The organism is Candidatus Nitronereus thalassa (assembly GCF_032191465.1).
Lineage (GTDB): Bacteria > Nitrospirota > Nitrospiria > Nitrospirales > UBA8639 > Nitronereus > Nitronereus thalassa.
On record NZ_JAQOUE010000001.1, the window covers coordinates 1,340,150 to 1,366,583 of the forward strand.

Below are 26,434 nucleotides of genomic sequence, written 5' to 3' on the forward strand. Positions count from 1 at the left end.
GGATCACGCCACAAAATGCACACGGCCATCGGCCTCCACCCCTGCACCGACTGGGATATCTGAATTTGGCAATTCCTCAGCTTCGCTCCCTCCTCCGCCTGAAAACTCTGGGGAAGAGGAATCGGACAGGTGCTGCCCAAACAACCCATGTTCACTCACTTCGGCGCCAAACTGCTTGAGTTCCAGACCCGCAGATGCCAGTTGCGCATCTAATTGCGGTTCATGTTGAAGCGCCAGATTCCTGAGCATCAATTGATCCGTCACTAACTGGGCCGACACTTGGTGTTGCGTGACTGCCACATCCACTTGCACTTTGGTTTCATCCGCAAGCATCACTTCCATTTGCATGCGCTGAGGGGAAAGTACGTTCATCATACGGGAACGATCTACCATCGTATCAGTTCGGCCAGAAGATACCGATTCCCCGATACGAAAATCACTTCCCGACTCTGTCGCAATCGAAAAGCCACCGAAGATCTGCTTGGAAGCTTGGTGTTTATTGGCAAAAGCTCCTGCATTTTCCCGGTGATCTCCCGCACCAAATTCATTTTCAGCGGTCTCTCCCTCACCGAGCCCTCCGCCGGATAAATGAGAATTGGCAATGGCTTCCTGAACGGTCACTGGGGAAGTGGAAGACACGGGAGTGAACGAGCCTTGAAGAGGTTGTTGAATTGCCGGAGAAAACTGGCCCGTATTCACAGGGTCAATGATCGCCTGCCCCTGCTGAAATCCTCCATTCACAAATGATAGCGGGACATTGGGGATTGGAGCCCTGCTGCCTGATTGGAGAGGCAAGGACTGCTCTCGGGGAAAGACCAGTGACGGCTCTTCAGGCCCATTCGACCTTCCGGTAAATACCTCCGGTCGGATTTGCCCAGTTGAGGGCACTGTAGACTGCGTAGAATGTTGCGAGGAATTTGGAAGAACCTGGGAGGTAGGTTCTCCTCCCTTAATATTTTTCGCAGAAGGAAGGGAAGTTGACTGAAATTCTTGAGGCGTCGTCTCCACACTTTCAAGTCCACTCTCAAGCAAGGCAGAGGCTGTTGGAGCCGCTACTACCGATGAAGAATTTACGTCCGTCGAACTAATCTGAGAATTCAATGTTGTTGCGAGAGTTCCTGCATTCCCATTAAGCGGCAATTGCGGAATTCCTTTACCCTCACCAACGTGCTGATTAATGGGAACCAGAAGTGTCACCAGTGACCCCTCGCCCTCCCCATGTTGAGGATATGCCCTCCCGCCTTCTTCAGTTGTTTCTAGAGATGGCAATGTGGATTTTTCTGACTGGATTTTCCCATTAGGTAGGACCTTGGATGCTGGCGCCTGTTGATTTGCTTGGGCCAGGGCTGCTGGGAAAGAGGTTCCTGCGGACTGATCCACAGCCCCACTTTTCGTCAACAGCGCCCCTCCTCCCACTGGCTGAGAGTTCGCTACTGACACTTTTGGCACAACTGGTGTGGGAATGAGATTCATATCACGTTACGCGTATGCGACAAGTCCAAGTATTCTTTTTAATTATGGAGTCGTTGCTTCCCGCTTCCTCTTATGATAGTGCCGCAACCCTTGCGTTAACTTTGCAGCTTTCACGGGTTCAATACTCGCCAACATTCCAGCCGCCTTTTTATCTTTAATGCCCGCTAAAATATCTAACGCTAAAGGTTCATTCATCTCACTGATGCGAAGGGCGGCTTCTTCCGGATCCATGGCCTCATACACTTTAATCAAGTGCTTCAATGATTCTTGGGATTGATCAGTTTTCTCTGTAGATTTTTGCGATTCGCGAATCGCCATTGCCTCAGCGATGGCCTTTTCTTGCCGTGTTGCCAAGGCTTCTAAATCTCGACGCAGCGCCGCAAGCCGCTGCTCATCATCTTGAATACGTTCTTCCCGTTTTTCGATTTGCTGCAGCCGCGTTTGGAGTTTTTCAACTAAGGTCAACTCCGTTGACTTTTCATTCGAATCATTTTCCTCAGATGATTCTGAAGGAGGATCCGTGGCTTCGACTGCCGAGGAGCTCTTGGCTTCAGGATCAGTTGGCGAGGTCACTTCCTCGCTTCCTGTTCCGTATACCGGCACCACCACTGATACCAACAAGGCCAACCCCAATCCCATCCAAATTTTCATGATACGTGAAAGAGCCACGGGTTAAGCACCCTCCCGAACGGCAAGGACCCGCAAAGCTGCAAGGTCATCTTGTTCTTTTTGCTCGTGCCTCATGATTCGTTGTTGTCGGTCTGCATGTTTCTTGGTCATAATCATTTCAATAATCCGCCGTGAGTGATAGGCATCCTTCAACTTGTCTTGCAATTCCGAAATTTTTTTCTCTTGGACTCCAAGCACCAAGGCCTGCCGTTCTAAGCGTTGACTGGTTTCTTCTAACCATCGATACCGTTCCTCTGTAAACGAACCTGCAATGCCATGAGGCAAGTTTCGTTCCAATTCCGAAGAAATGGTTTCAAGATCTTCCCGAAGAATCTCTTGTTTCGTAATTTCTTGGCTTTTTTCCCATTCTGCCAAGGCTAATTCTTCTTTGATCATGTCTTCCACCTGCTTCCGAAATCGAACAATCGTGCCCCAATTCATCATTGACCTATGAATTTATTTCCTACTCGGAAAGAATTGACCTGCTGAAACTGCCCTGTGTCTTCGTTGCCAATTTTTACATAAACGATTCTGTGCGACGTGATGCATTCCGGGAAAAATGGTTTTCAGTACTTTTCACTTCACCCATGACTTTTCACGTTTTTTGTCCCACATGCTCCTGGGCCTGTGCTACTAATTGCTCTACTTCCTGCAAACTTGTTGCCAAATCGGCGTTTTCAGAGATGCCTTGCCGAAGAAATTGTGTAATGGGATCCATCATTGAAACCGCCAAGTCCAGACGAGGATTCGACCCACTTCGGTACGCGCCCAAGTTAATCAGATCTTCTGCATTGCGGTAGAGTGACATGAGTTCCATCAAGGCACGTGCCGAGGTGAGATGTGAAGACTCGGAGATATCAGGCATGACGCGACTCACGCTTTGTAGCACGTCAATAGCAGGGAAATGTCCTCGTGAGGCCAACTCACGGCTCAACACAATATGGCCATCAAGAATGGCTCGAACAAAGTCAGCGACAGGGTCGGACAAATCATCTCCCTCCACCAGCACCGTGTATAAACCCGTTAACGAACCCGTCATGGTCGGCCCCACCCGTTCCAATAAACGTGGAAGTACAGTAAAAACCGACGGTGGATAGCCTTTGGAGGTGGGCGGTTCACCCACGGCTAACCCCACTTCTCGTTGCGCATGTCCGACCCGGGTGAGGGAATCCATGAGCAACAGGACATCACGCCCCTGATCACGAAAATATTCGGCAATCGCCGTGGCAATAAAGGCTCCGCGCAATCGAACCAAGGGCGGTTGGTCTGAAGTCGCCGCGATCACGACGGTCCGCTTCAATCCTTCCTCTCCTAACTCCTTCTCAATGAATTCTTTGACTTCACGCCCGCGCTCACCGATTAGCGCCAATACCGTCACATCTGCGGCCGTTTGTCGGCACATCATGCCGAGGAGGACACTTTTTCCTACCCCGCTCCCTGCAAAAATGCCGACCTTTTGTCCACGACCACAGGTGAGTAGCCCATTGATGGCACGAACACCAAGATCTAAAGGTTGCGTAATACGAGCGCGGTCTAAAGGATTGAGGGAAGGAGAATAAAGAGGATAAGAGTCCGTCGTGGGCACCGGACCTTTGCCATCCAAGGGATTTCCTAAGCCATCAAGGACTCGCCCCAATAAACCTGATCCGACCCGGACCTGTGGATTGTCGGGTTGATACACGAGTCGACTGCCTGGGCCAATTCCGCGCACTTCCCCCAACGGCATAACCAGCACACGATCATCTCGGAACCCAACGACTTCGGCTTCCACGCAATGACCGGCAGGAGATACTATTTGGCAACATTGCCCCACAGAAGAGACCGGCCCTGTTCCTTCAATCGTGAGCCCAACCGCTCGGCAGACCCGACCATGAATTTTGATGGGACGGATATCTTCAAGTCGTTGAAGGAGAGTCGTTCTCGGCATCAGACACAAGCATTTCCTGCCAGATGGCTTCGAGTTGTGTTTCGATGGTAGCGTTGATGAAATATTGACTGGACTCAATGATACATCCGCCGGCTTGAATCGTTTCATCCGCTTCAATACTTAGTTGAGCGGGCTTTCCATCAGCGCCGGGCAATGAGTCACGAAAAGATAGGAGATGCTCCACTTCATTGGGATGTACCAAGACTCGAATCAATCCTTTCTCGGCAATACTGGAGATTATTTCTCGAACTTGGGTCACAAGGATATCCGGATCGAGACTAGTCTCACGATGAATGACCTTGCGGGCCATGGCCAAGGCAAGTTCCACGATATCGGCCTCGGCCTGTTTCGCTGACTGTACGCGCAAGTGCTCAACTTGGCTGATAAGGCTCAATGCCCTCGCCATTTCAGCCTCAGCAGGACCTTGGACCTCGGCTCGTCCTTGAGTACGCCCCGCTTCTACCCCGGATTCGTAGGCTTCCTGTTGCAGTTGCGAGCAATCATGGGGAGGTTCCTTCTCCTGTTCTGCCCGTTCTCGAGCCAGCCGTTCTTCGTCTAAATCCAGCGCTTCCCAACTTTCGATAGCCAAGGAGCCTTTAACTTCTTTAATGACTTTAGACCATCTGCTCGGCATCCTTACCTCCCAGCGCGATTCGTCCTTCAGCCGCAAGTTTTTGTGCGACTTTCAATATCGTCCGTTGGCTGGCTTCGACATCGCTCAACTTCGCCGGACCTTTGGCTTCCATATCATCTTTTAACGCATCGGCGGCCCGGCTCGACATATTCTTGAAGAATTTATCGCGTAAAACATCGTCTGCAGCCCGCAAGGCAATCATCAGGTCTTCTTTACTCACTTCGCGTAACAGTTCTTGCATGCCACGATCATCAACAAATTCCAGATCCTCGAAGACGAACATCTTGGCACGTATTTCTTCGGTCAGTTTTTCATTACGAGATTCCAGTGATGACAGGATCGTATCCTTGACTTCCTTTCCAACCGTATTCAACACTTCCGCCACCATACCGGCACCACCAACGGGGACTGCATTTCGCCCCACCCCCACACGCAATTCTTCTTCGATAACGGTGTTCAATTCCTCTAGCACACTGGGCAACACATCTTCTGTACATGCCATGCGGTACATCACTTCTTCACGTTTTTTCGCATTCAACAAACCAAGGACTTGTCCGGCCTGGTCTGCATCAAGATTGGCCATGATGAGAGCACCGGTTTGAGGATGTTCATGTGTCAGCATATTGGCAATCGATGCCGCATCAAGAACTTTGAGTGCTTCAAATCCTGCATTATCAGACGTACTTAATGAAGCCAAGATTCGTCGAGCCTTATCTCGACCCAACGCTTTATTCAACACCTTTGTAAGGAAGGTCTTCCCCTCAACCGATAGCCCTGAGGTCGCGGCTAATTTGGTGAATTCCGCCATCACCAGGGAATGATCTTCGCTGGCCACACTGGCGATCCCCCCAATTTCCTGTCCGACTTGTCGAATATCCTTGGGATCTAACATCTTCATGACTTCGATTGCAGCCTGTTCACCCATGGCTAAAAGTAAGATCGCTGCTTTTTCCGAACCTGTTAATTTCCCGGCCATTATTTCGCCTCGATTGCCGACATAGCCGTCTCGGTTTCGTCTTTGATCCATTCTCGAATCACGAATGCCGCGGCTTGTGGATTTTCTATGGCCATGGTTACGGCCTGTTGCTCCGGAGAGATCACTTTCGCTTTCACCTCTTCCTGAGCCTCTAACTCACCAACTGTAGCCGGCAACCCTTTTGGCAAGGGTTGGTCCGATAGAGCCATCGGCGGTGTCACCAAATTCTTGACGAGCGGCTTGACCACGAGTAGCAGCACCGATAGCCCCAACAACAAGAACACAAGCGGCTTCAGATATCCACCCCAAGTGATCAAGAAATCTTCTACGGCATGGATAGTTGTTTGGTCTTCCACATCAAGAGTGGCACTCTTGAATTGATGATTGACCACCTCGATTTGATCTCCACGTTTTTCAGAAAAACCCACGGCTTTTTTGATACTTTCCACCAACTTCGCCATGTCTTCTTCGCTTCGCGGCACATATTCCGACGTCGTCTCCCCAGATTCTTCATTCACCACGTCCTTATACGTGCCGTCCACCAAAACGGCGACGGAAAGGCGTTGAAGAGTGCCACTTGGCTCGATGACTTTGCTGACTTTTCGATTCACTTCGTAATTGACCGTCTCAGATTTGCGTTTCGCCTCTTTGCCACCGAGTCTGCCATCAGCCGGTTCTTCGTTTGGTACATTAGACCGCGTCCCAGGAACCCCGCTGGGGCCATCATCCCCAGTCACTTTTTCTTGGCTTCGCTGCTCACTGCGAACCACCTGCGTATCAGGATCGAACTGTTCCTCCGTCACTTCAACTTGCCGAAAGTCCAACATTGCCGACACGCGAACGACCGACATATCCGGTCCTAAGACCTGGTCCAACATGGTTTGCACGCGGCGTTCGAAATCTGTTTCGAGTGACCGCTGCATTTCCAATTGCGATCCGCTTAATTCAACTTGGCCGTCCTGTTCCGGCTGACTGAGCACTTGCCCACGGCTATCCACCACGGTGACTTGGGCAGGATCAAGACCCTCCACACTACTAGCCACTAAATGCACGACGCCCTGCACCTGGGATTCGTTTAGCGTCCCTCCACGTTTTGGTGTGATCACGACTGCCGCACGAGAGGGCTCACGGTCACTGGTAAAGAGTCGACGCTCGGGAATCACGAGATGCACACGAGCACGTTGGACACCGGGCATTTGACCTATCGTCCTCGATAATTCTCCTTGTAAGGCACGACGGAAATTGATTTTTTGCGCATATTCCCCGACTCCCAAGTTTGAGCGATCAAAAATCTCAAATCCCACGCCACTGGCCTCAGGAAGCCCTTCACCAGCCATTTGAATGCGCAGTTCATGAACACGATCATTGGGCACCATAATGGTATTCCCATTACCCACCATAGAATAGGGAACTTGTTGCGCTTCTAAACGGCCTGCGATCGCCTGAACATCTCCATCCTCTAAATTCGAGAATAAGACCGACATGTCGGGTTCACGCCCCATGAGCATCAACACGGGAATTGCCGCAATACCCAACGCCAATAACGCCAGCAACCCCATCCGTTGTATGGACGTTAATCGCTGGAAATTCTCCTTGGCGATATCCAGAATCGTTTTGGTCGTTTCTTCGATTTCAGCCATGTACGAAACTTACCTTGCGCCCCCTTTCACAGGAGCCGTTGTCCCACATCGTCGCGAAACTCTTCCCACGAGTCTCATCCTTTTTGGTATTCTGCCCTTGATGTTATGTTGCTCAGACGTTAGATCTGCATTCGTGATACTTCTTGATACGCGTCAAGCAATTTGTTTCGCACTTGCATCATTAACTGAAAGGACAATCCCGCCTTTTCACCAGCGATGACCGCCTGGTGAATATTCATATTTTCTCCGCGAGCCACGGCATCTTCCAATCTTCCGGCCTCATGCCCAATCCGGTTAACATTGTCAATCGCGCCTTTGAGCAATTCGACAAAGCCTTCGGATTCCACTTGCCGGCCAGGGGTCACGACCCCCCGTTCATTAATCTTTGCAAGCGATTCAAACCCTCGAATAGTCAGATCATCCATCAGAGCTCCTTATCCTTTTTGTCAAAGAATCGTGATGCATAATGGGTACAATATGGAATACGCCTTGTCCTCTGCTTCATGGATCACGTTTCACGTATGACGATGTTTACCGTGCCAAGTCCAGTACTCGTAGAGCCATACTTTTCCCAGCATCCAATACCGCAAGATTCGCTTCGTAGGCACGTGAGGTGGATAACAAATTCGTCATTTCTTCCACTGAATTCACATTCGGCAACGACACAAACCCTTTCGAGTCGGCATCAGGATGTTTGGGGTCGTACACTTGTCGGGGTGGACGTGGATCAGAAATTACCTGAGAGATCCGGACCCCGCTTGGCTCGGCCGCTCCACCAAACGCTGCTGAAAACACTTGCTTGAAGGGCGATCCTTGCTGCACCGATTGAAACACGACATCCCTTCGCGTATACGGGCCTCCGTCCGGAGAACGCGTCGAACCTGCATTTGCCAAATTCCCGGCAATAATATTCAGCCGCTGACGTTGTGCCCCGAGGGCTGACCCTACTACTGAAAATAATCGATCAATATTCATAATACCTCCTTGTTTCGTTGCCAGTTACTCGTCGCTTGTTGCTCGTATTTCATTTTTACGAGATATGACTCACCAACAACGAGCGACTATAAATGGTTATCGGCCTTCATTAATGGCACTCCGCCACCCATCGAATCGTCCTGCTAGGAACTGGGCCACGGCCATATACATAAGATTGTTTTCGGCCATCTGCGTGAGTTCTTCCTCAAGGTTGACGGTATTTTGATCAGGCCCACCTCCCTGAAGGGGAGTCGTCACGGATAAAAATTGACGCTCGCTCTCAGCAATGACCGGCAAATGATAGGGATGCGTTTTCATGGGTTGGAGCGGACCACCGCCATTCACGGCCGTTTGCAAGGCTTCTTTAAACGGCAGACGCATGGCGCGGTACCCAGGGGTCTCTTCATTTGCAATATTGGCCGCGACGGTTTCATGAATCGCCCCTCGCACATCGAGCGAGTTTTCATACAGTTTGGTTCCCCCATCCCAGGGTGTGATGACCATGTTCGTTTCCTCCTTCTGAGAAAATTAGCAACCTCAATGCCAGTTCGCGGCCCGACGTCTTTCTTGCCCACTTGGCTCCTTAAGGCGTCGTTGGTTGCCCTGTCACCTCGTTGACTGGGAACAATCGGCTAGATCGTTCTTGCCGATCTGCAATCCTTGCCTATTCACTGTTTCGCTACACCTCAATCCCCAATTGACGGTATTCCCGTAACTTATTTCGCATCGTCCGAATACTAATGCCTAACTCTTTGGCCGCATGCGTACGGTTTCCTCCATGACGCTCCAAGGTTCGCAAAATGAGATCCCGTTCCATTTCCCAAATGGAACCCGTGGGTTCCACTGTAGTCACGACCTGTGGGGAAGCCGCATCAAACGCAAAATGTTCGATCCGCAAAGGACCACTGTCAGCCAGCAAGACGGCACGTTCAATCGCATTTTCCAATTCGCGAACATTCCCCCGCCAAGAACGAGACTTCAAGCAGCCGAGAGCTTCGGGCGTAATCCCCACACCTGGACGATGATTTCTTTTAAATGATCGTTCCGCCAAATATTCTGCGAGCAATGGAATATCCTCTGGACGCTCGCGGAGAGGAGGAAGCGTGACCGGCATGACGCTTAATCGATAATAGAGATCTTCCCGAAAATTCCCAGCTTGTACTTCTTGCAACAAATTCCGATTCGTGGTGACTAAGACGCGGATATCCACGGAAATCGGCTGACGGGCACCAAGACGATCGACTTCACGTTCCTGAAGTACCCGAAGAAGTTTCGCCTGTAATCCGAGGCTCATTTCTCCAATTTCGTCCAATAATAGGGTGCCTTGATGAGCCAATTCGAATTTTCCACTACGTCGAGCCAGCGCCCCTGTAAAGGCACCCTTCTCATATCCGAATAATTCACTCTCCAATAACCCGTCAGGTAACGCTGCGCAATTGACCGCGACAAAGGGGCGATTGGTTCTTGGGCTAATACTATGAATGTAGCGGGCTAAGATCTCCTTCCCAGTTCCACTCTCTCCCTGAATCAATACCGTGGCATTGCTAGATGCCACGGCTTCCACCATCTTCAAAATTTGCCGGACTCGTTCATTGCCGGTGAGGAACCCCACGGAAGAATTTTCTTCTACTGGAGAGGATATTTCCTCATTTAACCCGCAAGATTCTTGATGGATTCGTGAGATCATGCTTTCTAATTGCTGAAGCGGAAACGGCTTTTGTAGATAATCCGCCGCTCCAAGTTTCAAAGCTTGGACGGCCGTGTCGACCGTACTGTAGGCTGTCATCAACACTACGGGAATCGGATTCCCCGCGGCCCTGATATCTCTCAACATCTCGATACCGCCTTTTCCGGGCATATTGACATCCGCAATCACCAACCACGTAGGCTGTTTTTCCAAATATTCCAACGCCTCATACCCGTCATGAGCCAGAACAACGGGATAGCCTTGTCCCCCGAGAGACTTGGATAAGGCCAATCGCATGTTCGAATCATCTTCGACCACAAGAATGACCGACTCTTCATATTCACACATTTCCTTCATGACCCCTCCCTTCCTTGGGGAACCCATAAGGCGATGGTCGTTCCTTCTCCCGGTGCACTCTCACATTCCACCCATCCTTGATGGACATCCATAATCTGACGCACAATGGCCAATCCCAATCCAGTACCTCCCCGACGTTTCGAGAAAAACGGTTCAAACATGCGTTCCTGATCTTCCTTTTGTATTCCACACCCATTATCTCGGACACTGATCACCATCGCTTCGCGAGCGTGATTCCCTGCCAAACCCTCTCTCGATGTATCAATTGATACCCATCGACTCGAAATCTCGATCACTCCATTTTCCGTGGACGATTGGATGGCATTGAGAAGGAGATTCAGCAACGCCTGTTTAAACAATGGTTCATCCACGCAGATCAATCTTGGAGAGTGCCGAAGATTTTCTGATACCGAGACCGATCGTTCCCGAATGGCGTGCATCCCCATCATGATGACATCATGCACAATCGTATCGAGAGGGACTGGATGAAAATTTGGTGCCACGTTCTTCGTCATGAGCAATAAATTCGACAACACGTGATCAAGACTTCGGACCACCCTGGCAATTTGCTTGGCCAACGTTTGTCGTTCGGCATCATCTTGAATCGAGGTACCCAGCAATGAGGCGAATAGCTCAATGCTCGCTAGTGGGTTGCGGATTTCATGGGCAATCGTCCCAATCATTTCCCCCATGACCGCCAACCGTTGCTGATTTGCCAGTTGGCCTTGAAGAGTGGTCAACATGGTGACATCTTTAAGGATTCGGATTCCTCCGTGCCCCCGAGGCCCGATCGCAGGCTGCATTTGATCGTAACCAGTCAGGAAACGGTCGCCATGCCGAATTGAAGAAAATGGCACTTCAGGCAATCCACATGCCTTCCAGACTTGGAAGAGTGAATGTCCCATCATGTGTTGGCGAGTAGTTCCTAACAATTTCTCCGCCATCGCATTGACGGATATCACGCGACCCGTCGAATTCGTGGCCACCACCCCCAGCTCAAGCGTGCCAAGCAAGGAATCATGCTGCTGCCTCAAGCTGGCAATTTCCTGAAGCTTAGAGTCCAGGGCCAACGTATGTGCCCGGAGTTCCGATTCCAATTGATGCGGGGCAAGATGAGAAAGTTCACGAGTCCCAGCATTGGCCGCAACAACATCACGGCTCAGACTAGGCACCGTCAATGATGACGTTCTACTTTTTGTTTTTCTCACGACGCTCCTCTGCTACGACCAATCGCAATTCCGTTTTCTGTGCAACCGCAGCGGCTCGGACGGCTGAAGCAAATTCGCCTGCAATATCATTTGACTTGGTTAATTTCGCTAGGATTTTTGTTGACTCATCGATTTTTCCAAGCTCCCGGTAGGTCACCGCCAATCGGTATTGCGCCCACACCTGAAGGTCGGAGGGTTCCAAAGCCTCAACCAACTGAGCATACTCCTGGTTCGCCTCTTGGATTTTTCCTCCGTCAAACAACACATCCGCATACATGAGGCGATCCTCATTCGTCGCCACTTTGTCGCGAATGAGAGCTTGATAGCCTTGAATCGCCTTTTCAATTTCTCCGGCCTGATGTTGGATACGAATAAGGCGTCGACGGATGTTGACCCGGTCTTCTTCTTCCGTCACATGAGCCAACACCGTGGAGTAATGGCTTTGAGCCGATGAAAAGTGTTTTTGTTCAAGTGCCAGCTCTCCCAATTTTGACGACACGTCGACAATCCATCGCCCTTCCGGAAAATCTTTGACATAACGCTGACCGGCCTCCTGAATCGCTGTATCATCGTGCAATTGCGCCCCTACCAGCACTTTCTGGGCCAACGCGTCCTCTCGAATGGATGCCGAGGGATGTTTGGTTAACAGGCGGTCATACCACTCGATGGCCTGTTCGGGAAGTTGTAAATGACGGTACGCTTCTCCCATGACAAACATTAATTGGGGACCAGGAGTTAAAACGGCAAACATTTTCGGGTACACGTCAAAAAATGATGCCAGGCGGACCCAATCCTGCTGCCCCGCATATTGCAAAAGAATATTTTTAATGGAGTCACTTGCTTTCGTTCCCCACGTGGTCTCGCTACTTGTCCCCAATAGGTGAATGTACCGTCTCATGGCCTCATCATGATTACCTTCGGCTTCGTAACTTTCCGCCATCCATAGCGACACTTCATTGGCAATATCCCCGCCGGCCACCATGGCCAATCGTGCAGCTCGTTCTCGAAATTCGTTCCAAGTAATGGGAAGAGGAATACCTAACTCCGCTAACCGTGGTCGCACCTCGCCATTAAATACTGCATCTGGCCCTTTCTTCAGATCAGCATGGACCCATCGAAGAATGGCGGCCTCGCCTGCATAGGCTTGCTCCTGACCAGGAAAACGTTTCATCGCTAAATGGGCAAACCACAAAGAGGGCACACTATCCCCTTGCGCCCCAAGCAATTCCGCCAACCGTGACATGGATCGCCCAGCATCTTTGTGATAGGGATGCAAATTGAATGCACTGAGAAATTGTTGAATGGCTTCCTCGGTGTGCCCTAAGGCCAATTCCGTTAAGCCTCGCCGATACAGAGAACCAGCCGAGGCTCGAAGCAATTCAGGTTTTTCTAACTCCACGGTTTCATACCAATACCGCGCTTGTTCCCAGGCCTGGGATGCAGCCGCTCCATCCGCTAAGCCCAGGGCAGCTTCAAGATGAAAGTCTTGCCATTCAGGATGATCAAGCACGCGTCGAAAAATTAAGGCTGCTTCAAGATTTTGTTCGTGGTTCAGGAAGTTAGTGGCTGCACCAATTAACACTCCCGGAGTTAAGGGATGGTCAGGATAGGCATCCAAAAATTGCTCAAACGAACCCTTTGCCTCAACGAACCATCCTCCCTGTACATAAAGATTTCCAATCTCACACAAGGCCCATGCACTGAATTTACTCTCTGGGTAGCGGCGTCGCACGGCTTGTAGATGACCAATCGTTTCCAAAAATTCTTCGTTAGGATCATTTTTTAAAGCTAAAACGGTCGCAAGTGCGAACCGTGCTTCAATACTTTTCTCCCCTTCAGGATGCTCACGAATAAATGTCTGCAGCGCGCGGGAGGCTTCTTTGTGAAATCCGTCTTCCATAGCCTTCCGTCCCTCCAAGAAGGCGGGTGGGAGTTCACCTGTATCTGACAGTTCGCTCCAGGGGAAGGTATGGCAAGACGATGCCTCACCAGTTTGTGAGAACCCAAGTGTCAGCATTAAGACCATTCCATAGATCGTCAGAAGACGGGTCACACCACTACATCCTTTTCTGTCCATACGAACATTCAGCAATTTTTGGACCATTTTTCCTTGGGACTCATCGGGACCATGACAACCGAGGAATAAAGGAAATTCCAGAAAATTGCAGATTAGGAGAAATGGACGGAAGGGAAAATGCTGTCAGTAGGTTGACACGAGAGTCAAAACACCGGGCACTGGGATAAGAACGCAGAGGTCAGGAAGGAGTGGAGGCTGTCCCTTGTCGTTGGGACACTGCAGAGGCCAATGATCGTTTTTTGAGTTTTTCAATGAGAGTGGTACGATTGATTTGGAGTAACTGTGCAGCGCGGCTCTTCACCCAATTGGTCCGCTCCAACGCTTCCAGTATTAATCTGTTCTCAAATTCTTCTACCACTTGGCTCAAATTGATACCGGCCCCCGGAATTGAAGTAGATGCCGAAAGCGCAGGCACCACACTTGGTTGTTTGATTTTTTCTGGAAGATCTGAGATCTCAATTTGACCTTTTCGTTTTAAAATTGCCACTCGCTCAATTAGATTTGCCAATTCCCGAACGTTGCCTGGCCATTGATAATCCGACAGTAAGGCCATGGCTTCTTCTGAGCAACCGGTCAGCTCGGCTTTTCGGCGTTGATTCAGTTGTTCCATAAAATGAGCTACCAAATGTGGAACATCCCCACTCCGTTGTCGAAGCGGGGGCACCATGATGGGCACGACATTGAGGCGATAATACAGGTCCTCGCGAAAACGTTTGGTATTGACCAATTCCTCAAGATCTTGATTAGTGGCGGCCACAACCCGAGCATCAGTTTTCAAGGTCCGCGTACCGCCCACCCGCTCAAATGTACGTTCCTGCAGAACACGTAAAATTTTCACCTGGAGTGGCGGACTCAGGTCTCCAATTTCATCTAAAAAAATAGTGCCGCCTTCAGCCAGCTCAAACCGGCCAACTTTCGTGGCCACGGCGCCAGTAAAGGCACCCTTTTCGTGACCGAATAACTCGCTTTCCAATAAGGACTCAGGGATAGCGCCGCAATTCACCGGAACCAGAGGCCCTTTTCGCCGAGAACTATTATAATGAATTGTTTGGGCAAGTAACTCTTTTCCTGTTCCGCTTTCTCCAAGAAGCAACACGGTACCTTCCGAGTCCGCCACACATTCAATGAGGCGGAACACTTCCTTCATGACATCGCTTTGGCTAACGAGTTTCCCTAACCCATATTGCCCCTGTACCGTTCGACGCAATTCAACATTTTCATCTCGCAGCCGTTTCATGCGAAGCGCACTGGCGACGGTGGCGAGCAAAATTTCTCCTCCGAAGGGTTTTTCCAAGAAATCATGAGCCCCGGCTTTCATGGCTTCGATACCCAAAGAGACAGAGCCATACCCGGTCATGACGATGGTTGCGGGAGCAGATGGCAAAGGGGCTATTCTTTTTAACAGTTCAATACCATTCAATCCTGGCATTTGAACATCCGTCAGCACGACATCAAAAGACTGTTGCGCTACTAATTCGAGCGCATCACTTCCCGATCTCGCCTCGACGACTTGATACCCTTCCATCAAAAGCTGAGCCTGCAAAGCATCGCGTACATCCCCTTCATCCTCAACAATCAAAATATGTGCGGAGGCAGTAGTCATGTCAGGGCCTTGTCCTTCCATGGAAGCCATCAGTCGCTCCTTTTCTCAAAGTGGGCATCGTTCATTGCGTGAAGAACCGTCACATTCATCAGACATTATGCTTGTTGATATCGAATGGTCTCCAGTTAAATCTAAAGATTTTTTCAAAGTCTCCGATCAATATAGTAATAGGCCGTTCACATGTCCACGAATGGTCAAAACCACATCTTTCAACATTTATGTTCCCAGTAAGGATCATCCCAATGCATCCTGAAAAATCCCCCATGCCCCTTTTTATTCTATTTGATAGCAAAACAGGCTATCTCTATGGGCACCTGATGGCTTCCGGGCCTGAAGATCCTTTTCTTAATGATATGCTGGAATGGTGGAGCTCCCATTGCTCTGCCGTCCCCATTGGATTGGACTATCCAGGATTGACTGGCACGGCGCAAGCACAAAATACACTATCCTCGAATTAGTCTTTCGTTACTCTTCTCAACACATTTTTCAATTTTCTAAGTCTTATCAAACTCCACTGACGCGAAAGTCATTTCAAGCCTTCGCCATTAGTTCGGTGACCAAGGCACTCCCACCTCGCCCCCCAACAAAGGACCTAAGATTGACTGGAGAAGGGCTGTACCATTTCCTTGTGTTGCCCCGATACCGCGAAGGGTTAAAACAAAATTAAATTGGTTTCTTTCGGGCAATCCATCGGCACCACCCAGTCGAATATAGTAAAGCCCCAGGGACCAACACCGACAGGGATTTTGGTACAGCCCCACCACATCCCATTCAGGCGTTTGTCCTTTGGCAAAATCATGATACACCTTTGACCCTGCGGTCCAGCCAAAAGGGGTCCGAACGGCTCCTCCTAATGTGAGAAAATTAATTTCCGATTGAGGAGCTAGGACTTCATTGAACGAAAGAGGATTCCAAATATCCCCACGCTGGGAAATAGTTCCCGCTCGTGTATGTCGATGTCCAACCTCTATATACGCAGTCTGAGAAGCTTGCAACAAAATATTGGTATTGAACTGGCTAAATTCAACGTCCCCGGGATTAAAAAACGCATCGAATGAGACTGACGCATTACTCAATGACGGAGGCAGTTGGTCCCTGGGCAGGCCTACGATAGCACGTCCCCACATATCTGAAAAGTTACTTGCTTGGCCCGGAGCCCCTCCTAAGTGGTAACTTTGGGCAAAAAATAGATCTAACAATGTCGTGGACCCACTGCCTGAACGCTCATCCTTCAGACGAGTATTCACAGAATAGGTCACCAAATTTTTCTTAATGAGATTATCTACAGCATCAATCTGCAATAAATCGGATTGCTTCGTGTCCGGCACAAATTCGTAAAAAAGTCTAGGCTCGACGGTATGACGGAGCCGATGCCCTTGGCCCAGAGGAAACCGCCGGGACAAGTTGGAAAAGGCTTCAAATCCCAACCAGAACGTTCCACGATCTCGCGAATCATCCTGCAGTGAAGTACGACCATGTGAATACACCACCTCACGTAATTTCATTTGCGGGCGAAGGCCCACGACATTTCCAAGATGCAGCCCTTGCGTTGATATTCCTGGCATCACATCTAAGCGGCTGACATGAAATCCCTGCTCCCGCCAAAAGTGAACAAAATTAGAATTCATATCCACCACCAGTATCTCATTGGCAAACGCAGGACTGGTATACCCATGCCCAATCTCCGGTAACCGTTGAAAAGTATTACGCCCACCAGAGTTCAAGGGTTGCAAATACTGGGCTTTTAAATAGGCGCTTCCTCCCGGCAAACGCTGGGTAACATTGAAAATGGATTCTTGGCTCGGCAAGGAACGGAACACGCCGGAACTGGTCAAATCCTGCAATAAGGTACGATCCGTGGCATAGTTCACGTTCATTTGAACAAAAAGGTCCTCATTCACCTGTTGTACATGGGCGCCGGTAATTTGCGCCCGGCCTTTATCCAAATCGGTATCGTAGAGCGAACTTAATAACCAATTGCCCTTTGAACGGCGATTGATAATATATCGATAGGCCAGATCTCCACCAAAACCGCGGTCAGTTAAAATTTGTGGCGTCACAAGTAGGTCTTGGCTCGGAGAAATTGCCCAAAAGAAGTCCTGTCGATATTGGAACCCCAAAACATTATCGAACCCGGCAGTGGGAAGAAGAAAACCGGTTTTGCGAGCCCCGGGCATGGGATATTTGATCATTGGCAAGGGCAGAATGCGTTGGTTTCTGATTTGAAACCACACATTTTTGGCAAAAAGGCTATCGCCTTGCTCAAGATCTATGTCGGCAAAGGCAAAACTCCAATCAGGAATTTGCCCATCGTCCGCATCACAATTCGTAAAGGTCCCGTCTTTGGCTCGAAAGTGTGTTTCGGAAAACCGTTGAAGCAAACGGCCGCGAACCCAGGTATTCGTTTCTTGTAACAAAATCTTTCCATTGGTAATCACTCCAGCTTCGGTATACACATTAATTTCCATCTCATCAGCCCAAACCTCAGTGACTTGATCGTTCAAATGCACCGCCCCCTTGGCTTGTAGGGCTCCAGAGAGTTTGTGAATCGTGGCCTCGTCTGCCGTTAATCGAAGTGGACCTTGAGTCACTATTACCGAACCCACGGCGCGAAAGACTTCTGTCACGCGATCAAATTCAACTCGTTCCGCGGTAACGTCCAAAGGAGGGCGGGAAGTGGAATCTGTGCTTTCGGCAACTGGCAACGTCGGCTGGGCAGATGCAGAGATTGGAGAACCCCATCCCAATATCATTAATAGCACGCATACAAGAGCTCCCGCCCAACGACACCAAGGGTAGGAAAGAAAAAACTTCTTCGGTGGATTACCCGACAAGGGGAGCATATGTGGATCCAGAGAACACACTTTTCACAGCACCGACGAGATATAAAGATCCCGTCACACAAACCAGGTCATGCGAGTTGGCTATTCGATGGGCCAAAGCCACGGCTTTCTCGGGTGTGGAGGCTTGATGTATAGGAACACTTCCCGTCAAAAGTCTGTCCTTCAATTCGTCCCCTGTCGCTAAACGAAAATGGTCAATCTGGGTACAAATAATGACATCGGCTAATGGCAGAAGTTCGGCAAAAAACGCCGCAATATTTTTATCCCGCATCATGGCCACAATCATAATAAGCTTTCGACTAGGAACGTTTTCGATCATACCCTGCAAATGATGCGCCAACTTCCTGGCCGCCGCGGGATTATGTGCCCCATCGCAGACCCAGGTCGGATTGGTCATCAGCGTTTCCAAACGACCTTCCCACGACACAGAACTCAACCCTCGTACAATAGCCTCTCGTGAAATCACTCGACTGGCCATGACACTCTTCTCTAGAAGGGCCACGGCGCAAGCCGCATTTACAAGTTGATGGGCCCCCTGAAGGGCACAGGAAAGCCCTGAAAAATGTTGCGTGGGTCCTTGATATTCAAAGACCCCTTCACCTTGAACATTGAGAGTAAAGTCCCTTCCATATTCACAGAGTGGAGCACCCTGCTCTTTGGCCTTTTGGGAAATCACGTCCCTAGCCGATTCATCCATTGTCCCTATAACTACGGGAACACCATTTTTGATGATCCCCGCTTTTTCAAAGGCAATGGCCTCAAGGGTATGTCCCAGATAGGCTTCATGGTCATATGAGACATTGGTAATCAAAACTCCACTGGGGTCACACACATTGGTCGCATCAAACCGCCCACCCATTCCGACCTCCAAGACCGCCACCTCCACCTCTTCCTCGGCAAAATACTGAAACGCCATCGCCGTCGCGGTCTCAAAAAAAGTAGGGGTGCAGCTCGAATGAGACCCCACGCGAAATCTTTGCACAAGATCCACCACCCGAGATTCTGGAATCTTGACGCCTTGGACTTGAATGCGTTCGCGAAAGTCGATGAGATGGGGAGACGTATAGAGCCCCACACGGATATTCGCCGCTTGGAGAATGGCGGCCGTCATCGCTGCCGATGACCCTTTTCCATTGGTTCCACCAATATGTAAAACCGAATACTTTCGCTCGGGATGATCGCATTGAGCTAACAACGTTCGGATGGTATCAAGCCCAAGTTTGATGCCATGTTTTTGAAGGCCATAAAGGTAGGTAAGGCTGGCGTGGTACGACTCAGACATTTCTTGCTTTGGCCATTTCCGCCAACTCTTGCCGATCTTTCCACAATATCAACGGTCGCCCGGGTGTTGACGAAAATGTGCGCAACACGGTTTTCCGTAAACAGCAAACCACTTAATGGGAATGCGAGAGATGTCTCAACACCACATGAACCGTGTCACGGAGATTGGGCCGGTTAACGATCGAATCGATCATCCCATGTTCTAAGAGAAATTCAGCACGCTGAAATCCATCCGGCAAGCGTTGCTTGATCGTCTGTTCAATCACCCGAGGCCCAGCAAACCCAATGAGCGCTTTAGGCTCAGCTAGAATGATATCACCCAACATGGCAATACTGGCCGTCACTCCCCCAAATGTCGGATCGGTTAATAAGGAGATAAAGGGCAGGCGTGCCTCATGAAGACGAGCCACAGCTGCAGCGGTTTTGGCCATCTGCATGAGGGACAAAGCCCCTTCTTGCATCCGAGCACCACCAGATGTCGCCACCAGTAAAAAAGGATGTTTCGATTTCAAGGCCCGATCAACAGCTCGACAGATTTTCTCTCCCACAACCGAGCCCATACTCCCGCCCATAAACCGAAAATCAAACAGCCCGATAACAAGAGGTTTCCCTTGAATCAATCCTCCTCCGATCACCATCCCGTCTTTTCTCCCAGTTTTTTCTTGATACGTTTTTAACCGATCCACATAGGGCTGAGTATCAACAAAACCTAACGGGTCGGCCGGGGCGAGATCGGCTTCCCATTCTTGAAAAGTGTCTGGGTCCAGAAGAAGGTCGATACGTTCGTTCACGGAAAGCGGGAAATGATATTCACATTTGGGACAGAGTTTGAAATTTTTCTCGACTTCCTTTTGATACACAATGGCTCGACAAAAGGGACACTTTACCCACATCCCTTCAACGATATTCAATTTCCCTTTTTCGGATTTATGTTTAGGGCCTTTTTTAAACCATGCCATTATTAAGGAATCTCCATTAAGCCAAAAACCTCAGGACACAGGAGAGAAAATGTAACACAGCATCTACCTTCCATCAAGAAAATGAAATGAGTAGAGATCTGGCGACTATTAAGCAAAGGGGGTTAACAATCGGGAAATTCTTCAGATTTGCAGTCAAGGCATTGAGGAACGCACTAGCAAATATATTCCGAGAAAAAATAACCTGGAGACGGGATAAGCCAAAAGAAGGATCACGCGAACTGGGGAAGAGACTCATCCTCCCCGAGCATGCATTTCGAGTCGAGGATCTTGCCGAAGCTTCTCAATTTCAATAAACCGGCCACGCATACTGGATTGTTCAAGATTCTTACGGTCTTCAGCGCCACGATCCGTTCGAGATCCCCAGCCAGATCGGATTCGGCTGCGAACCTCTTCAAGATCTTTCAGGCGAAGAGGCTCCCGCAAATCAATGCCTTGTTTGGCATATAAGCAGAGGTACCAAAACCCATCGGCGGTCAAACGGCTACGATCACAGGTCGCACAAAATGGCGTGGTGGTGGAAGGAATAATTCCAAACGTTGTCCCGTCAGAGAGCAGAAAACGTTGGGCTGGGGCTGAACTATTTTCGATCAGCGGCTCGATGGGGCCATAGGTTTGTCGAAGTTGCAGCAAGATTTCGGCACGAGAGAGGACCTTGGTCAGGGACCAATCATTCGCGCCCCCCACATCCATATACTCAATGAATCGAACTTCGGCATTGACGGATTTCCCATATTCAATAAGGGCCACGAGTTCATCATCGTTAAAACCCTTGATGGCTACCGTATCAATCTTAAGCCCAGTAAACCCAACTTTTTCAACAATGGCAATTCCTTCCAGGACACGATCAAAAGTTTCACGACGCGTTAATGTCTTGAATCGATCTGGCTTAAGAGTATCGAGACTCACGGTCACACGATGCAATCCGGCATCGAACAACGCCTGGGCCTGTTCATTCAAAAGTATGCCATTGGTGGTGAGCGCAATATCCTGAATGCGGGCATGTTGCCCGATCATGCGAATGAGGGTCGGCAGGTCGCGCCGAAGCAGGGGCTCGCCCCCAGTTAATCGGATCCGATCCACGCCGAACTCAGCGAAAATGCTGACAAGGACATTGATTTCTTCAAAGGTGAGCAGGGTATCCCGAGGCAACCAGGCATATTCTTCTTCGGGCATGCAATACTGGCAACGGAGATTACAGCGATCCGTGACCGACAACCGTAAGCTCCGCAAAGGACGATCAAACGTATCCAACAATTCAGAGGTCATGGGTTGTCCTGACGCAAGGCTCATGGATGTTGCTCCACCCAGACCTCCCCTTCCGGAGTCTGTTCCAACTTCCAAATAGGGGTAATTTGTTTGAGTTCATCGATACACCATTTACAGGCTTTGAAGGCATCGGCTCGATGCTCGGCACCGATCACAATCAACACGATATTTTCGCCAATATCGATGGCCCCATAACGATGAAGGATCAAGGCTTCGATAATGTCAAAGTCTTGGAGCGCCCGTTCGCGAATTTCCCGCAACTTTTTTTGCGCCATCCCTTCATAATGTTCAAAGGTAATACTACTCACATCTCGTCCCTGCGACCGGTCACGGGCCGTCCCCAGGAACGTAGCAATGCCCCCAATCCGTTTGGATCGCTGCTTCACTCGTTCAATTTCTTCATCGATGGAGAAATTTTCCCTTTGGACGCGAACCAACATGGCTTCTTCAGCATCAACCGTAGACATGGTTTCGCTCTCCCTATTAGTGGCCCCGCCAGCAAAGGGCGGCAGCAAGGCAATTTCATCGGTGGGCGTCAATACGGTCTCTCCATGAGCAATATCATGGTTCACCGACACCAAGACTTTTTTCTTGAGCAGCAACTCTCCCAACTCGGGATTCAGAGCCTGAATCTTTTCGATAAGATCACTTACCTGGCCCTCCGCTGAAAGCTCGACGGTCAAGTCGGCATCTTGCTTCAACAAAGTCTTCAACATCCCAAAAAGTTTGACGGTCAGAGTCATGACTGCACACCATTTCCTGAAGACAGGACTTCACACCCCGGACGCACGTAGGTGCCAGACTTCCCCCCCTCTTTAGAAACCAAAAACATGTCGCCAAAACTTATGCCTTTATCTACGGCCTTACACATATCATAAACGGTTAAGGCCGCGACCGATACTGCAGTCATGGCTTCCATCTCCACCCCAGTCTGCCCCGCCGTTTTTACGGCGGCTTGAATGGTCAACGAGCACAGTCCGACACTGTCGGGTTCGGTATTTTCTTGGAAATCAATGTTCACACTGGTCACCATAAGCGGGTGACACATTGGGATAAGGTTGGGTGTTTGTTTCGCACCCATGACCCCAGCCACCTGCGCCACGGCCAAGACATCGCCCTTGGCAATTTTTCCCTCTTGGATGCGGCGTAAGGTTTCTGGCTGCATGAACACCCGCGCTTGGGCCACAGCCATCCGTTCGGTCGAGGCCTTTGCCGAGACATCCACCATTCTCGCCCGTCCTGAGTCATTGAAATGCGTGAAATCAGCCATAAAAGTACGGTGTAGTCCTAAGATTCCTAAATACTTTTTTCCCACAGCAAGGCGTGTGACATTATAGGAGTCGAGTGAAAAGCAGGTCAAGCAAGCCGGGGCCTTTCCCTTCGCCTTGACACCCTCCCTCGGCTCTTTGACAATGCCGTTATGGATCAAGGGTTAATAATAGAAGGCATTAGTTTCCAGGGCCATTGTGGGGTCACCCCTGAGGAACGATCGAGCCCCCAGCCCTTGCTTGTTGACTTGGAATTTTCCTGCTCTTCGGAAGATGCCATACAAACTGACATGCTCGCCAAAACCATTGATTACGCCCAAGTTTCCGATCGAGTGGTGGACATTGGGCGGTCCGAAGAATGCGCGTTAATTGAAACATTAGCAGATCGAATAAGTCGAGTGCTCTTAGCAGAGTTCCCCATTGACACCCTGCGCATATGGGTGCGGAAAGCCAAGCCCCCCCTGACTCATGTCTTAGGATCTGTAGGAGTCAGGCTGACCTACCGCCGATCTCAATTATCTCAAATCGTGGAAATGGGAGGCTCACGTCCCTCCTCATTTCTTGTGAAATATGCCTCGCAAATCCCACCAGGCCGAGTGCTTGATCTTGCCTGTGGAACAGGGAGGCATGCTCTGTACTTGGCGAAGCAAGGATATGAAGTGGTTGGTCTTGATCGGAACACTGAGGCACTCGCAGCGCTTTCCAAAGCCGCGCAGGAACGACACCTTCCCAATGTGAAAGGGTGGGAACTTGATCTTGAGGTTGACTCAGAAAATCCTCCTTCTTTGGGGAACAATGAATTTTCAGGAGTACTCGTTTTCAATTATTTATATCGCCCGATTTTTTCGAGCCTTCTCAAGGCGCTGAAGCCGAAGGGGATTTTAATTTACGAAACATTTATTATCGACAACCATCACCAATACCAACATCCACGACGCAAAGAATTTTGCTTGGAACACAATGAACTGCTTCAACTAGCCACCGGAATGCGCGTGCTCCACTATGAAGAAGGACAGCATCCTGACCCGATAGGCACTTCTCCCCCTTACACAGCCAGACTCGTCGCCCAAAAAGTTTAGGAACCAAAGGATCTACATGCCACGCATAGATTTACATCTTCACACCACCTATTCGGATGGGAGTCATTCCCCCGCCGAGGTCATTCAATTCGCTCATGAGGCGGGGGTCACGGCTTTGGCCATCACGGATCATGACACTGTAGACGGTCTTCCCGAAGCGATAACCGCTGCATTGGACAAGGGAATCAAGGTGATTCCCGGAATCGAATTGAGTTCCCGATTCGAAGGACAAGATACGCATATCCTGGGATATTTCTTCGATTGGCAGGATGGCACATTTCAAACCCGCCTCACTGAACAGCAAGAAAATCGCGAACAACGAAACCCGCGTGTCGTCGACAAACTCAATCAACTTGGCTTGGAGCTGACGTATGAAGAAGTGAAAGCCATGGCAGGGACAGGCTCGATTGGTCGGCCTCACATCGCCAACGTCTTAGTCGCCAAAGGATATGTCAGTTCAACCAAGGAAGCCTTTGATCGCTACCTCGCCGATGGCGCGTCAGCGTATGTTGAACGTGAATCACCGGACACGCGCGAAGCCATAGCCTGGATTCGCGAAGCAGGAGGCGTGCCGGTGTTGGCCCATCCCCATTGGACGAAACGTAAAGGACCGGAACTGATCGAAATGTGTCGCACCCTCAAGGAAGCCGGGCTCATGGGCATCGAGGTGTTTTACAGCACCCACAGCAAGCGGCAAACCTCAGAATTTCTCGAACTGGCAAGAAAGCTAGACCTACTCATGACCGGAGGCAGTGATTTTCACGGCACCGCCAAACCAGGCATTTACGTTGGAAGAGGAAAAGGGGATTTAAAAGTTACTGAAAAATTATTGGAACCCCTGAGGAAGAAAGTCAGAACCTGAACTAAAAGGTTGCCATAGAAAAATCTTGGAATTTTTTGAAAATGAATTAATTGTCCGGCGCTTCGACGATGTGGTTTTCGAATCGGGTGCAGCCTTCAGCTAATAAGCGATTCGTCAGCATTTCACCGGGCCATTCAATGGGTAAGTCGGCGGTAAAGACCCAGACATCGGGCGATGTCCAGATAGGTCCATGGTCATCAGGAAGTTCGGGGTCGAACAAATCTGTCCACACCGGCATATACACCCCGTTTCCACATTGCGTATGCAAATGCACGATCGTCCGACTCCGAACCGGTGGGTCGAGATCGTGCCAGACGGCTGCGGTTTCATCGGCAAGGCGATGAAGACGTACGGCATTTTGTGCATCGAACATGGCATAGGCGGCATAGACCGGAACTTCCAGGGAATTGGGCGCTAAAGCGATTTCCGGACATTGAGCCACGAGACCTTGAATCAACGTTTCCCGATCGTCTTCTTCCATGGTTTCCGGCAACGAAGAATCTCCGGCGCCGATGAGTTCGAAAAATAAAAAGGCGGTGGACTCGACTGGCGGATGCAATCGGGCCGCCACGGGTTGACGGCGATGTGAACTCGCCATCGCAGACACATGATCGTGTATTTTTTGAAGAGTTAGAAAATCGAGCGTGGTGTCGGTTAACAATCGACGTTCAACCGTAATCACCGTTCCCGGCTGAATGTGCAGGCAATTCCGCAATAATTCCGCTGTGCGTTCGGGGTCCAATTTTAATTGCAGGGGATTAGGCAAATTCGCCTGAAGCGGCAACTCAATGGCCCCAAGTACGGCATAGGCCGGTTTATCCTCCGGATCCCCGTCAATCATCACCGAACACGACGCTTCGGCAAGGAGATCAAATAACCATTCCGCCATTTCCTCATCCAGAGCGGCAAGTACGGTCAACACATCATACTCACGGTCCTGCTCTAACAAGGCTTGCAGGACTTCAATCGCAAGTTCGGAGTCACCATGGTCATGACGCCGGGCGTTGATGAGATGAATCAGGTCGCGCGTTAACGGATCCGGGCGATACCAACTCGACATGCTATCTTCCTCGCAAGGGCTGGGGATTTTGTAACTGCATCAACTTAGACTGCAAGATTTCCTTCTTCTTCGGCATTTGGCACAAAAATCACAAGTGTTTACTCGCCAATCATTTTGATCAAAATACGTTTGCGACGACGCCCGTCAAACTCGCCGTAAAAAATTTGTTCCCAAGGTCCGAAATCTAACTGCCCATTGGTAATGGCCACGGTAACTTCTCGACCCATGATCTGCCGCTTGATATGGGCATCGCCATTATCCTCGCCAGTCTCGTTGTGTCGGTAAGAGGCCTCATGCGGAGCGAGTTTTTCCAGAAACTCGTCGTAATCTTTTAGGAGACCCGACTCATCATCATTGATATACACGCTGGCCGTGATATGCATGGCATTCACTAACACGAGGCCTTCTTGGATTCCACTCTTTCGGATGGCCGCCTCAACTTGAGGGGTAATGTTTATGTAGGCACGACGGCTCTTCGTTTCCACCCACAACTCTTCTCGGTACGACTTCATGATTTCTGCCACGATCACCGTGTGTAAAGTGCATTCTGCATAACGATACCAGGATAT

General features: G+C 49.9%; 25 protein-coding genes. 3 read left to right on the forward strand and 22 right to left on the reverse strand.

Annotated elements, in window-relative coordinates; genetic code table 11:
- Nucleotides 1–3 precede the first annotated feature (3 nt).
- The 14 genes from PPG34_RS06090 to PPG34_RS06155 form a co-directional block, all read right to left on the reverse strand.
- Nucleotides 4–1,473 (reverse strand): hypothetical protein, encoded by a 1,470-nt coding sequence (locus PPG34_RS06090; protein WP_313832260.1) that lies wholly within the window; start codon nt 1,471–1,473, stop codon nt 4–6.
- 42 nt (nt 1,474–1,515) lie between these two features.
- Complete coding sequence (locus PPG34_RS06095) at nt 1,516–2,142, reverse strand: MotE family protein (protein WP_313832261.1); 627 nt, start codon at nt 2,140–2,142, stop codon at nt 1,516–1,518.
- A gap of 3 nt (nt 2,143–2,145) precedes the next feature.
- The gene (locus PPG34_RS06100; RefSeq protein WP_313832262.1) at nt 2,146–2,586 is read right to left on the reverse strand and encodes a flagellar export protein FliJ; all 441 of its coding nucleotides are present in this window, start codon (nt 2,584–2,586) and stop codon (nt 2,146–2,148) included.
- 151 nt (nt 2,587–2,737) lie between these two features.
- Nucleotides 2,738–4,069 carry a FliI/YscN family ATPase gene (locus PPG34_RS06105; protein WP_313832263.1) on the reverse strand — a complete coding sequence of 444 codons (1,332 nt, stop codon included), beginning with the start codon at nt 4,067–4,069 and terminating at the stop codon, nt 2,738–2,740.
- Nucleotides 4,038–4,703, reverse strand: a complete 666-nt coding sequence (locus PPG34_RS06110) for a FliH/SctL family protein (RefSeq protein WP_313832264.1) — start codon at nt 4,701–4,703, stop codon at nt 4,038–4,040. Before PPG34_RS06110 ends, PPG34_RS06105 begins: the two co-directional genes overlap by 32 nt.
- On the reverse strand, nt 4,684–5,679 hold the full coding sequence (fliG, locus tag PPG34_RS06115) for a flagellar motor switch protein FliG (RefSeq protein ID WP_313832265.1): 996 nt from the start codon (nt 5,677–5,679) through the stop codon (nt 4,684–4,686). Before fliG ends, PPG34_RS06110 begins: the two co-directional genes overlap by 20 nt.
- On the reverse strand, nt 5,679–7,319 hold the full coding sequence (gene fliF / locus PPG34_RS06120) for a flagellar basal-body MS-ring/collar protein FliF (RefSeq protein WP_313832266.1): 1,641 nt from the start codon (nt 7,317–7,319) through the stop codon (nt 5,679–5,681). The genes fliG and fliF overlap by 1 nt, the downstream gene beginning before the upstream one ends.
- A gap of 119 nt (nt 7,320–7,438) precedes the next feature.
- The gene (gene fliE, locus PPG34_RS06125) at nt 7,439–7,744 is read right to left on the reverse strand and encodes a flagellar hook-basal body complex protein FliE (protein ID WP_313832267.1); all 306 of its coding nucleotides are present in this window, start codon (nt 7,742–7,744) and stop codon (nt 7,439–7,441) included.
- Between the two features lie 106 nt (nt 7,745–7,850).
- Entirely contained in the window at nt 7,851–8,294 is a 444-nt protein-coding gene (gene flgC / locus PPG34_RS06130; protein ID WP_313832268.1) for a flagellar basal body rod protein FlgC, read from the reverse strand.
- A gap of 96 nt (nt 8,295–8,390) precedes the next feature.
- Entirely contained in the window at nt 8,391–8,798 is a 408-nt protein-coding gene (flgB, locus tag PPG34_RS06135; RefSeq protein WP_313832269.1) for a flagellar basal body rod protein FlgB, read from the reverse strand.
- 175 nt (nt 8,799–8,973) lie between these two features.
- Nucleotides 8,974–10,338: a sigma-54-dependent transcriptional regulator gene (locus tag PPG34_RS06140; protein WP_313832270.1), complete on the reverse strand. Its 1,365-nt coding sequence runs from the start codon at nt 10,336–10,338 to the stop codon at nt 8,974–8,976.
- Nucleotides 10,335–11,546, reverse strand: a complete 1,212-nt coding sequence (locus tag PPG34_RS06145; protein WP_313832271.1) for a two-component system sensor histidine kinase NtrB — start codon at nt 11,544–11,546, stop codon at nt 10,335–10,337. The genes PPG34_RS06140 and PPG34_RS06145 overlap by 4 nt, the downstream gene beginning before the upstream one ends.
- A complete protein-coding gene (locus PPG34_RS06150; protein ID WP_313832272.1) occupies nt 11,527–13,599 on the reverse strand; it encodes a tetratricopeptide repeat protein in 2,073 nt (690 codons plus the stop codon). Before PPG34_RS06150 ends, PPG34_RS06145 begins: the two co-directional genes overlap by 20 nt.
- 202 nt (nt 13,600–13,801) lie before the next feature.
- Nucleotides 13,802–15,256: a sigma-54-dependent transcriptional regulator gene (locus PPG34_RS06155; RefSeq protein ID WP_313832273.1), complete on the reverse strand. Its 1,455-nt coding sequence runs from the start codon at nt 15,254–15,256 to the stop codon at nt 13,802–13,804.
- 212 nt (nt 15,257–15,468) lie between these two features.
- Between PPG34_RS06155 and PPG34_RS06160 the strand changes: the two genes are divergently transcribed.
- The gene (locus tag PPG34_RS06160) at nt 15,469–15,684 is read left to right on the forward strand and encodes a hypothetical protein (protein WP_313832274.1); all 216 of its coding nucleotides are present in this window, start codon (nt 15,469–15,471) and stop codon (nt 15,682–15,684) included.
- An 87-nt stretch (nt 15,685–15,771) separates the two neighbouring features.
- Here PPG34_RS06160 and PPG34_RS06165 read toward each other — a convergent pair whose 3' ends face one another.
- The 6 genes from PPG34_RS06165 to moaC all read right to left on the reverse strand — a co-directional run bounded on the left by PPG34_RS06165 (nt 15,772) and on the right by moaC (nt 22,866).
- Nucleotides 15,772–17,979: an LPS-assembly protein LptD gene (locus PPG34_RS06165; RefSeq protein ID WP_313834272.1), complete on the reverse strand. Its 2,208-nt coding sequence runs from the start codon at nt 17,977–17,979 to the stop codon at nt 15,772–15,774.
- Nucleotides 17,980–18,049: 70 nt separating this feature from the next.
- Nucleotides 18,050–19,351 carry a bifunctional folylpolyglutamate synthase/dihydrofolate synthase gene (locus tag PPG34_RS06170; protein ID WP_313832275.1) on the reverse strand — a complete coding sequence of 434 codons (1,302 nt, stop codon included), beginning with the start codon at nt 19,349–19,351 and terminating at the stop codon, nt 18,050–18,052.
- Nucleotides 19,352–19,463: 112 nt separating this feature from the next.
- Complete coding sequence (gene accD / locus PPG34_RS06175) at nt 19,464–20,309, reverse strand: acetyl-CoA carboxylase, carboxyltransferase subunit beta (protein ID WP_313832276.1); 846 nt, start codon at nt 20,307–20,309, stop codon at nt 19,464–19,466.
- Between the two features lie 252 nt (nt 20,310–20,561).
- Complete coding sequence (gene moaA / locus PPG34_RS06180) at nt 20,562–21,620, reverse strand: GTP 3',8-cyclase MoaA (protein ID WP_313832277.1); 1,059 nt, start codon at nt 21,618–21,620, stop codon at nt 20,562–20,564.
- The gene (locus PPG34_RS06185) at nt 21,617–22,339 is read right to left on the reverse strand and encodes a molybdenum cofactor biosynthesis protein (protein ID WP_313832278.1); all 723 of its coding nucleotides are present in this window, start codon (nt 22,337–22,339) and stop codon (nt 21,617–21,619) included. The genes moaA and PPG34_RS06185 overlap by 4 nt, the downstream gene beginning before the upstream one ends.
- Complete coding sequence (gene moaC / locus PPG34_RS06190; protein ID WP_313832279.1) at nt 22,336–22,866, reverse strand: cyclic pyranopterin monophosphate synthase MoaC; 531 nt, start codon at nt 22,864–22,866, stop codon at nt 22,336–22,338. Before moaC ends, PPG34_RS06185 begins: the two co-directional genes overlap by 4 nt.
- Nucleotides 22,867–23,016: 150 nt before the next feature.
- Between moaC and folB the strand changes: the two genes are divergently transcribed.
- The gene (gene folB / locus PPG34_RS06195) at nt 23,017–23,943 is read left to right on the forward strand and encodes a dihydroneopterin aldolase (protein WP_313832280.1); all 927 of its coding nucleotides are present in this window, start codon (nt 23,017–23,019) and stop codon (nt 23,941–23,943) included.
- A 16-nt stretch (nt 23,944–23,959) separates the two neighbouring features.
- The gene (locus PPG34_RS06200; protein WP_313832281.1) at nt 23,960–24,805 is read left to right on the forward strand and encodes a PHP domain-containing protein; all 846 of its coding nucleotides are present in this window, start codon (nt 23,960–23,962) and stop codon (nt 24,803–24,805) included.
- Between the two features lie 46 nt (nt 24,806–24,851).
- Here PPG34_RS06200 and PPG34_RS06205 read toward each other — a convergent pair whose 3' ends face one another.
- The gene (locus PPG34_RS06205) at nt 24,852–25,865 is read right to left on the reverse strand and encodes a hypothetical protein (protein WP_313832282.1); all 1,014 of its coding nucleotides are present in this window, start codon (nt 25,863–25,865) and stop codon (nt 24,852–24,854) included.
- A 98-nt stretch (nt 25,866–25,963) separates the two neighbouring features.
- On the reverse strand, nt 25,964–26,377 hold the full coding sequence (locus PPG34_RS06210; RefSeq protein WP_313832283.1) for a secondary thiamine-phosphate synthase enzyme YjbQ: 414 nt from the start codon (nt 26,375–26,377) through the stop codon (nt 25,964–25,966).
- Between the last annotated feature and the right edge of the window lie 57 nt (nt 26,378–26,434).

Bases quoted from the DNA above. Each gene is read 5' to 3' on its own strand.
- PPG34_RS06110 (WP_313832264.1), bottom strand. From the start codon at position 4,703: ATGCCGAGCAGATGGTCTAAAGTCATTAAAGAAGTTAAAGGCTCCTTG.
- PPG34_RS06100 (WP_313832262.1), bottom strand. From the start codon at position 2,586: ATGATGAATTGGGGCACGATTGTTCGATTTCGGAAGCAGGTGGAAGAC.
- flgC (WP_313832268.1), bottom strand. From the start codon at position 8,294: ATGAATATTGATCGATTATTTTCAGTAGTAGGGTCAGCCCTCGGGGCA.
- PPG34_RS06160 (WP_313832274.1), top strand. From the start codon at position 15,469: ATGCATCCTGAAAAATCCCCCATGCCCCTTTTTATTCTATTTGATAGC.
- PPG34_RS06165 (WP_313834272.1), bottom strand. From the start codon at position 17,979: ATGATATTGGGATGGGGTTCTCCAATCTCTGCATCTGCCCAGCCGACG.
- moaA (WP_313832277.1), bottom strand. From the start codon at position 21,620: ATGAGCCTTGCGTCAGGACAACCCATGACCTCTGAATTGTTGGATACG.
- flgB (WP_313832269.1), bottom strand. From the start codon at position 8,798: ATGGTCATCACACCCTGGGATGGGGGAACCAAACTGTATGAAAACTCG.
- fliG (WP_313832265.1), bottom strand. From the start codon at position 5,679: ATGGCCGGGAAATTAACAGGTTCGGAAAAAGCAGCGATCTTACTTTTA.
- PPG34_RS06200 (WP_313832281.1), top strand. From the start codon at position 23,960: ATGCCACGCATAGATTTACATCTTCACACCACCTATTCGGATGGGAGT.
- PPG34_RS06210 (WP_313832283.1), bottom strand. From the start codon at position 26,377: ATGAAGTCGTACCGAGAAGAGTTGTGGGTGGAAACGAAGAGCCGTCGT.
- PPG34_RS06090 (WP_313832260.1), bottom strand. From the start codon at position 1,473: ATGAATCTCATTCCCACACCAGTTGTGCCAAAAGTGTCAGTAGCGAAC.
- folB (WP_313832280.1), top strand. From the start codon at position 23,017: ATGGATCAAGGGTTAATAATAGAAGGCATTAGTTTCCAGGGCCATTGT.
- moaC (WP_313832279.1), bottom strand. From the start codon at position 22,866: ATGGCTGATTTCACGCATTTCAATGACTCAGGACGGGCGAGAATGGTG.
- accD (WP_313832276.1), bottom strand. From the start codon at position 20,309: ATGGCATGGTTTAAAAAAGGCCCTAAACATAAATCCGAAAAAGGGAAA.
- fliE (WP_313832267.1), bottom strand. From the start codon at position 7,744: ATGGATGATCTGACTATTCGAGGGTTTGAATCGCTTGCAAAGATTAAT.
- PPG34_RS06105 (WP_313832263.1), bottom strand. From the start codon at position 4,069: ATGCCGAGAACGACTCTCCTTCAACGACTTGAAGATATCCGTCCCATC.
- PPG34_RS06140 (WP_313832270.1), bottom strand. From the start codon at position 10,338: ATGAAGGAAATGTGTGAATATGAAGAGTCGGTCATTCTTGTGGTCGAA.
- PPG34_RS06205 (WP_313832282.1), bottom strand. From the start codon at position 25,865: ATGTCGAGTTGGTATCGCCCGGATCCGTTAACGCGCGACCTGATTCAT.
- PPG34_RS06170 (WP_313832275.1), bottom strand. From the start codon at position 19,351: ATGTCTGAGTCGTACCACGCCAGCCTTACCTACCTTTATGGCCTTCAA.
- PPG34_RS06155 (WP_313832273.1), bottom strand. From the start codon at position 15,256: ATGGCTTCCATGGAAGGACAAGGCCCTGACATGACTACTGCCTCCGCA.
- PPG34_RS06185 (WP_313832278.1), bottom strand. From the start codon at position 22,339: ATGACTCTGACCGTCAAACTTTTTGGGATGTTGAAGACTTTGTTGAAG.
- fliF (WP_313832266.1), bottom strand. From the start codon at position 7,319: ATGGCTGAAATCGAAGAAACGACCAAAACGATTCTGGATATCGCCAAG.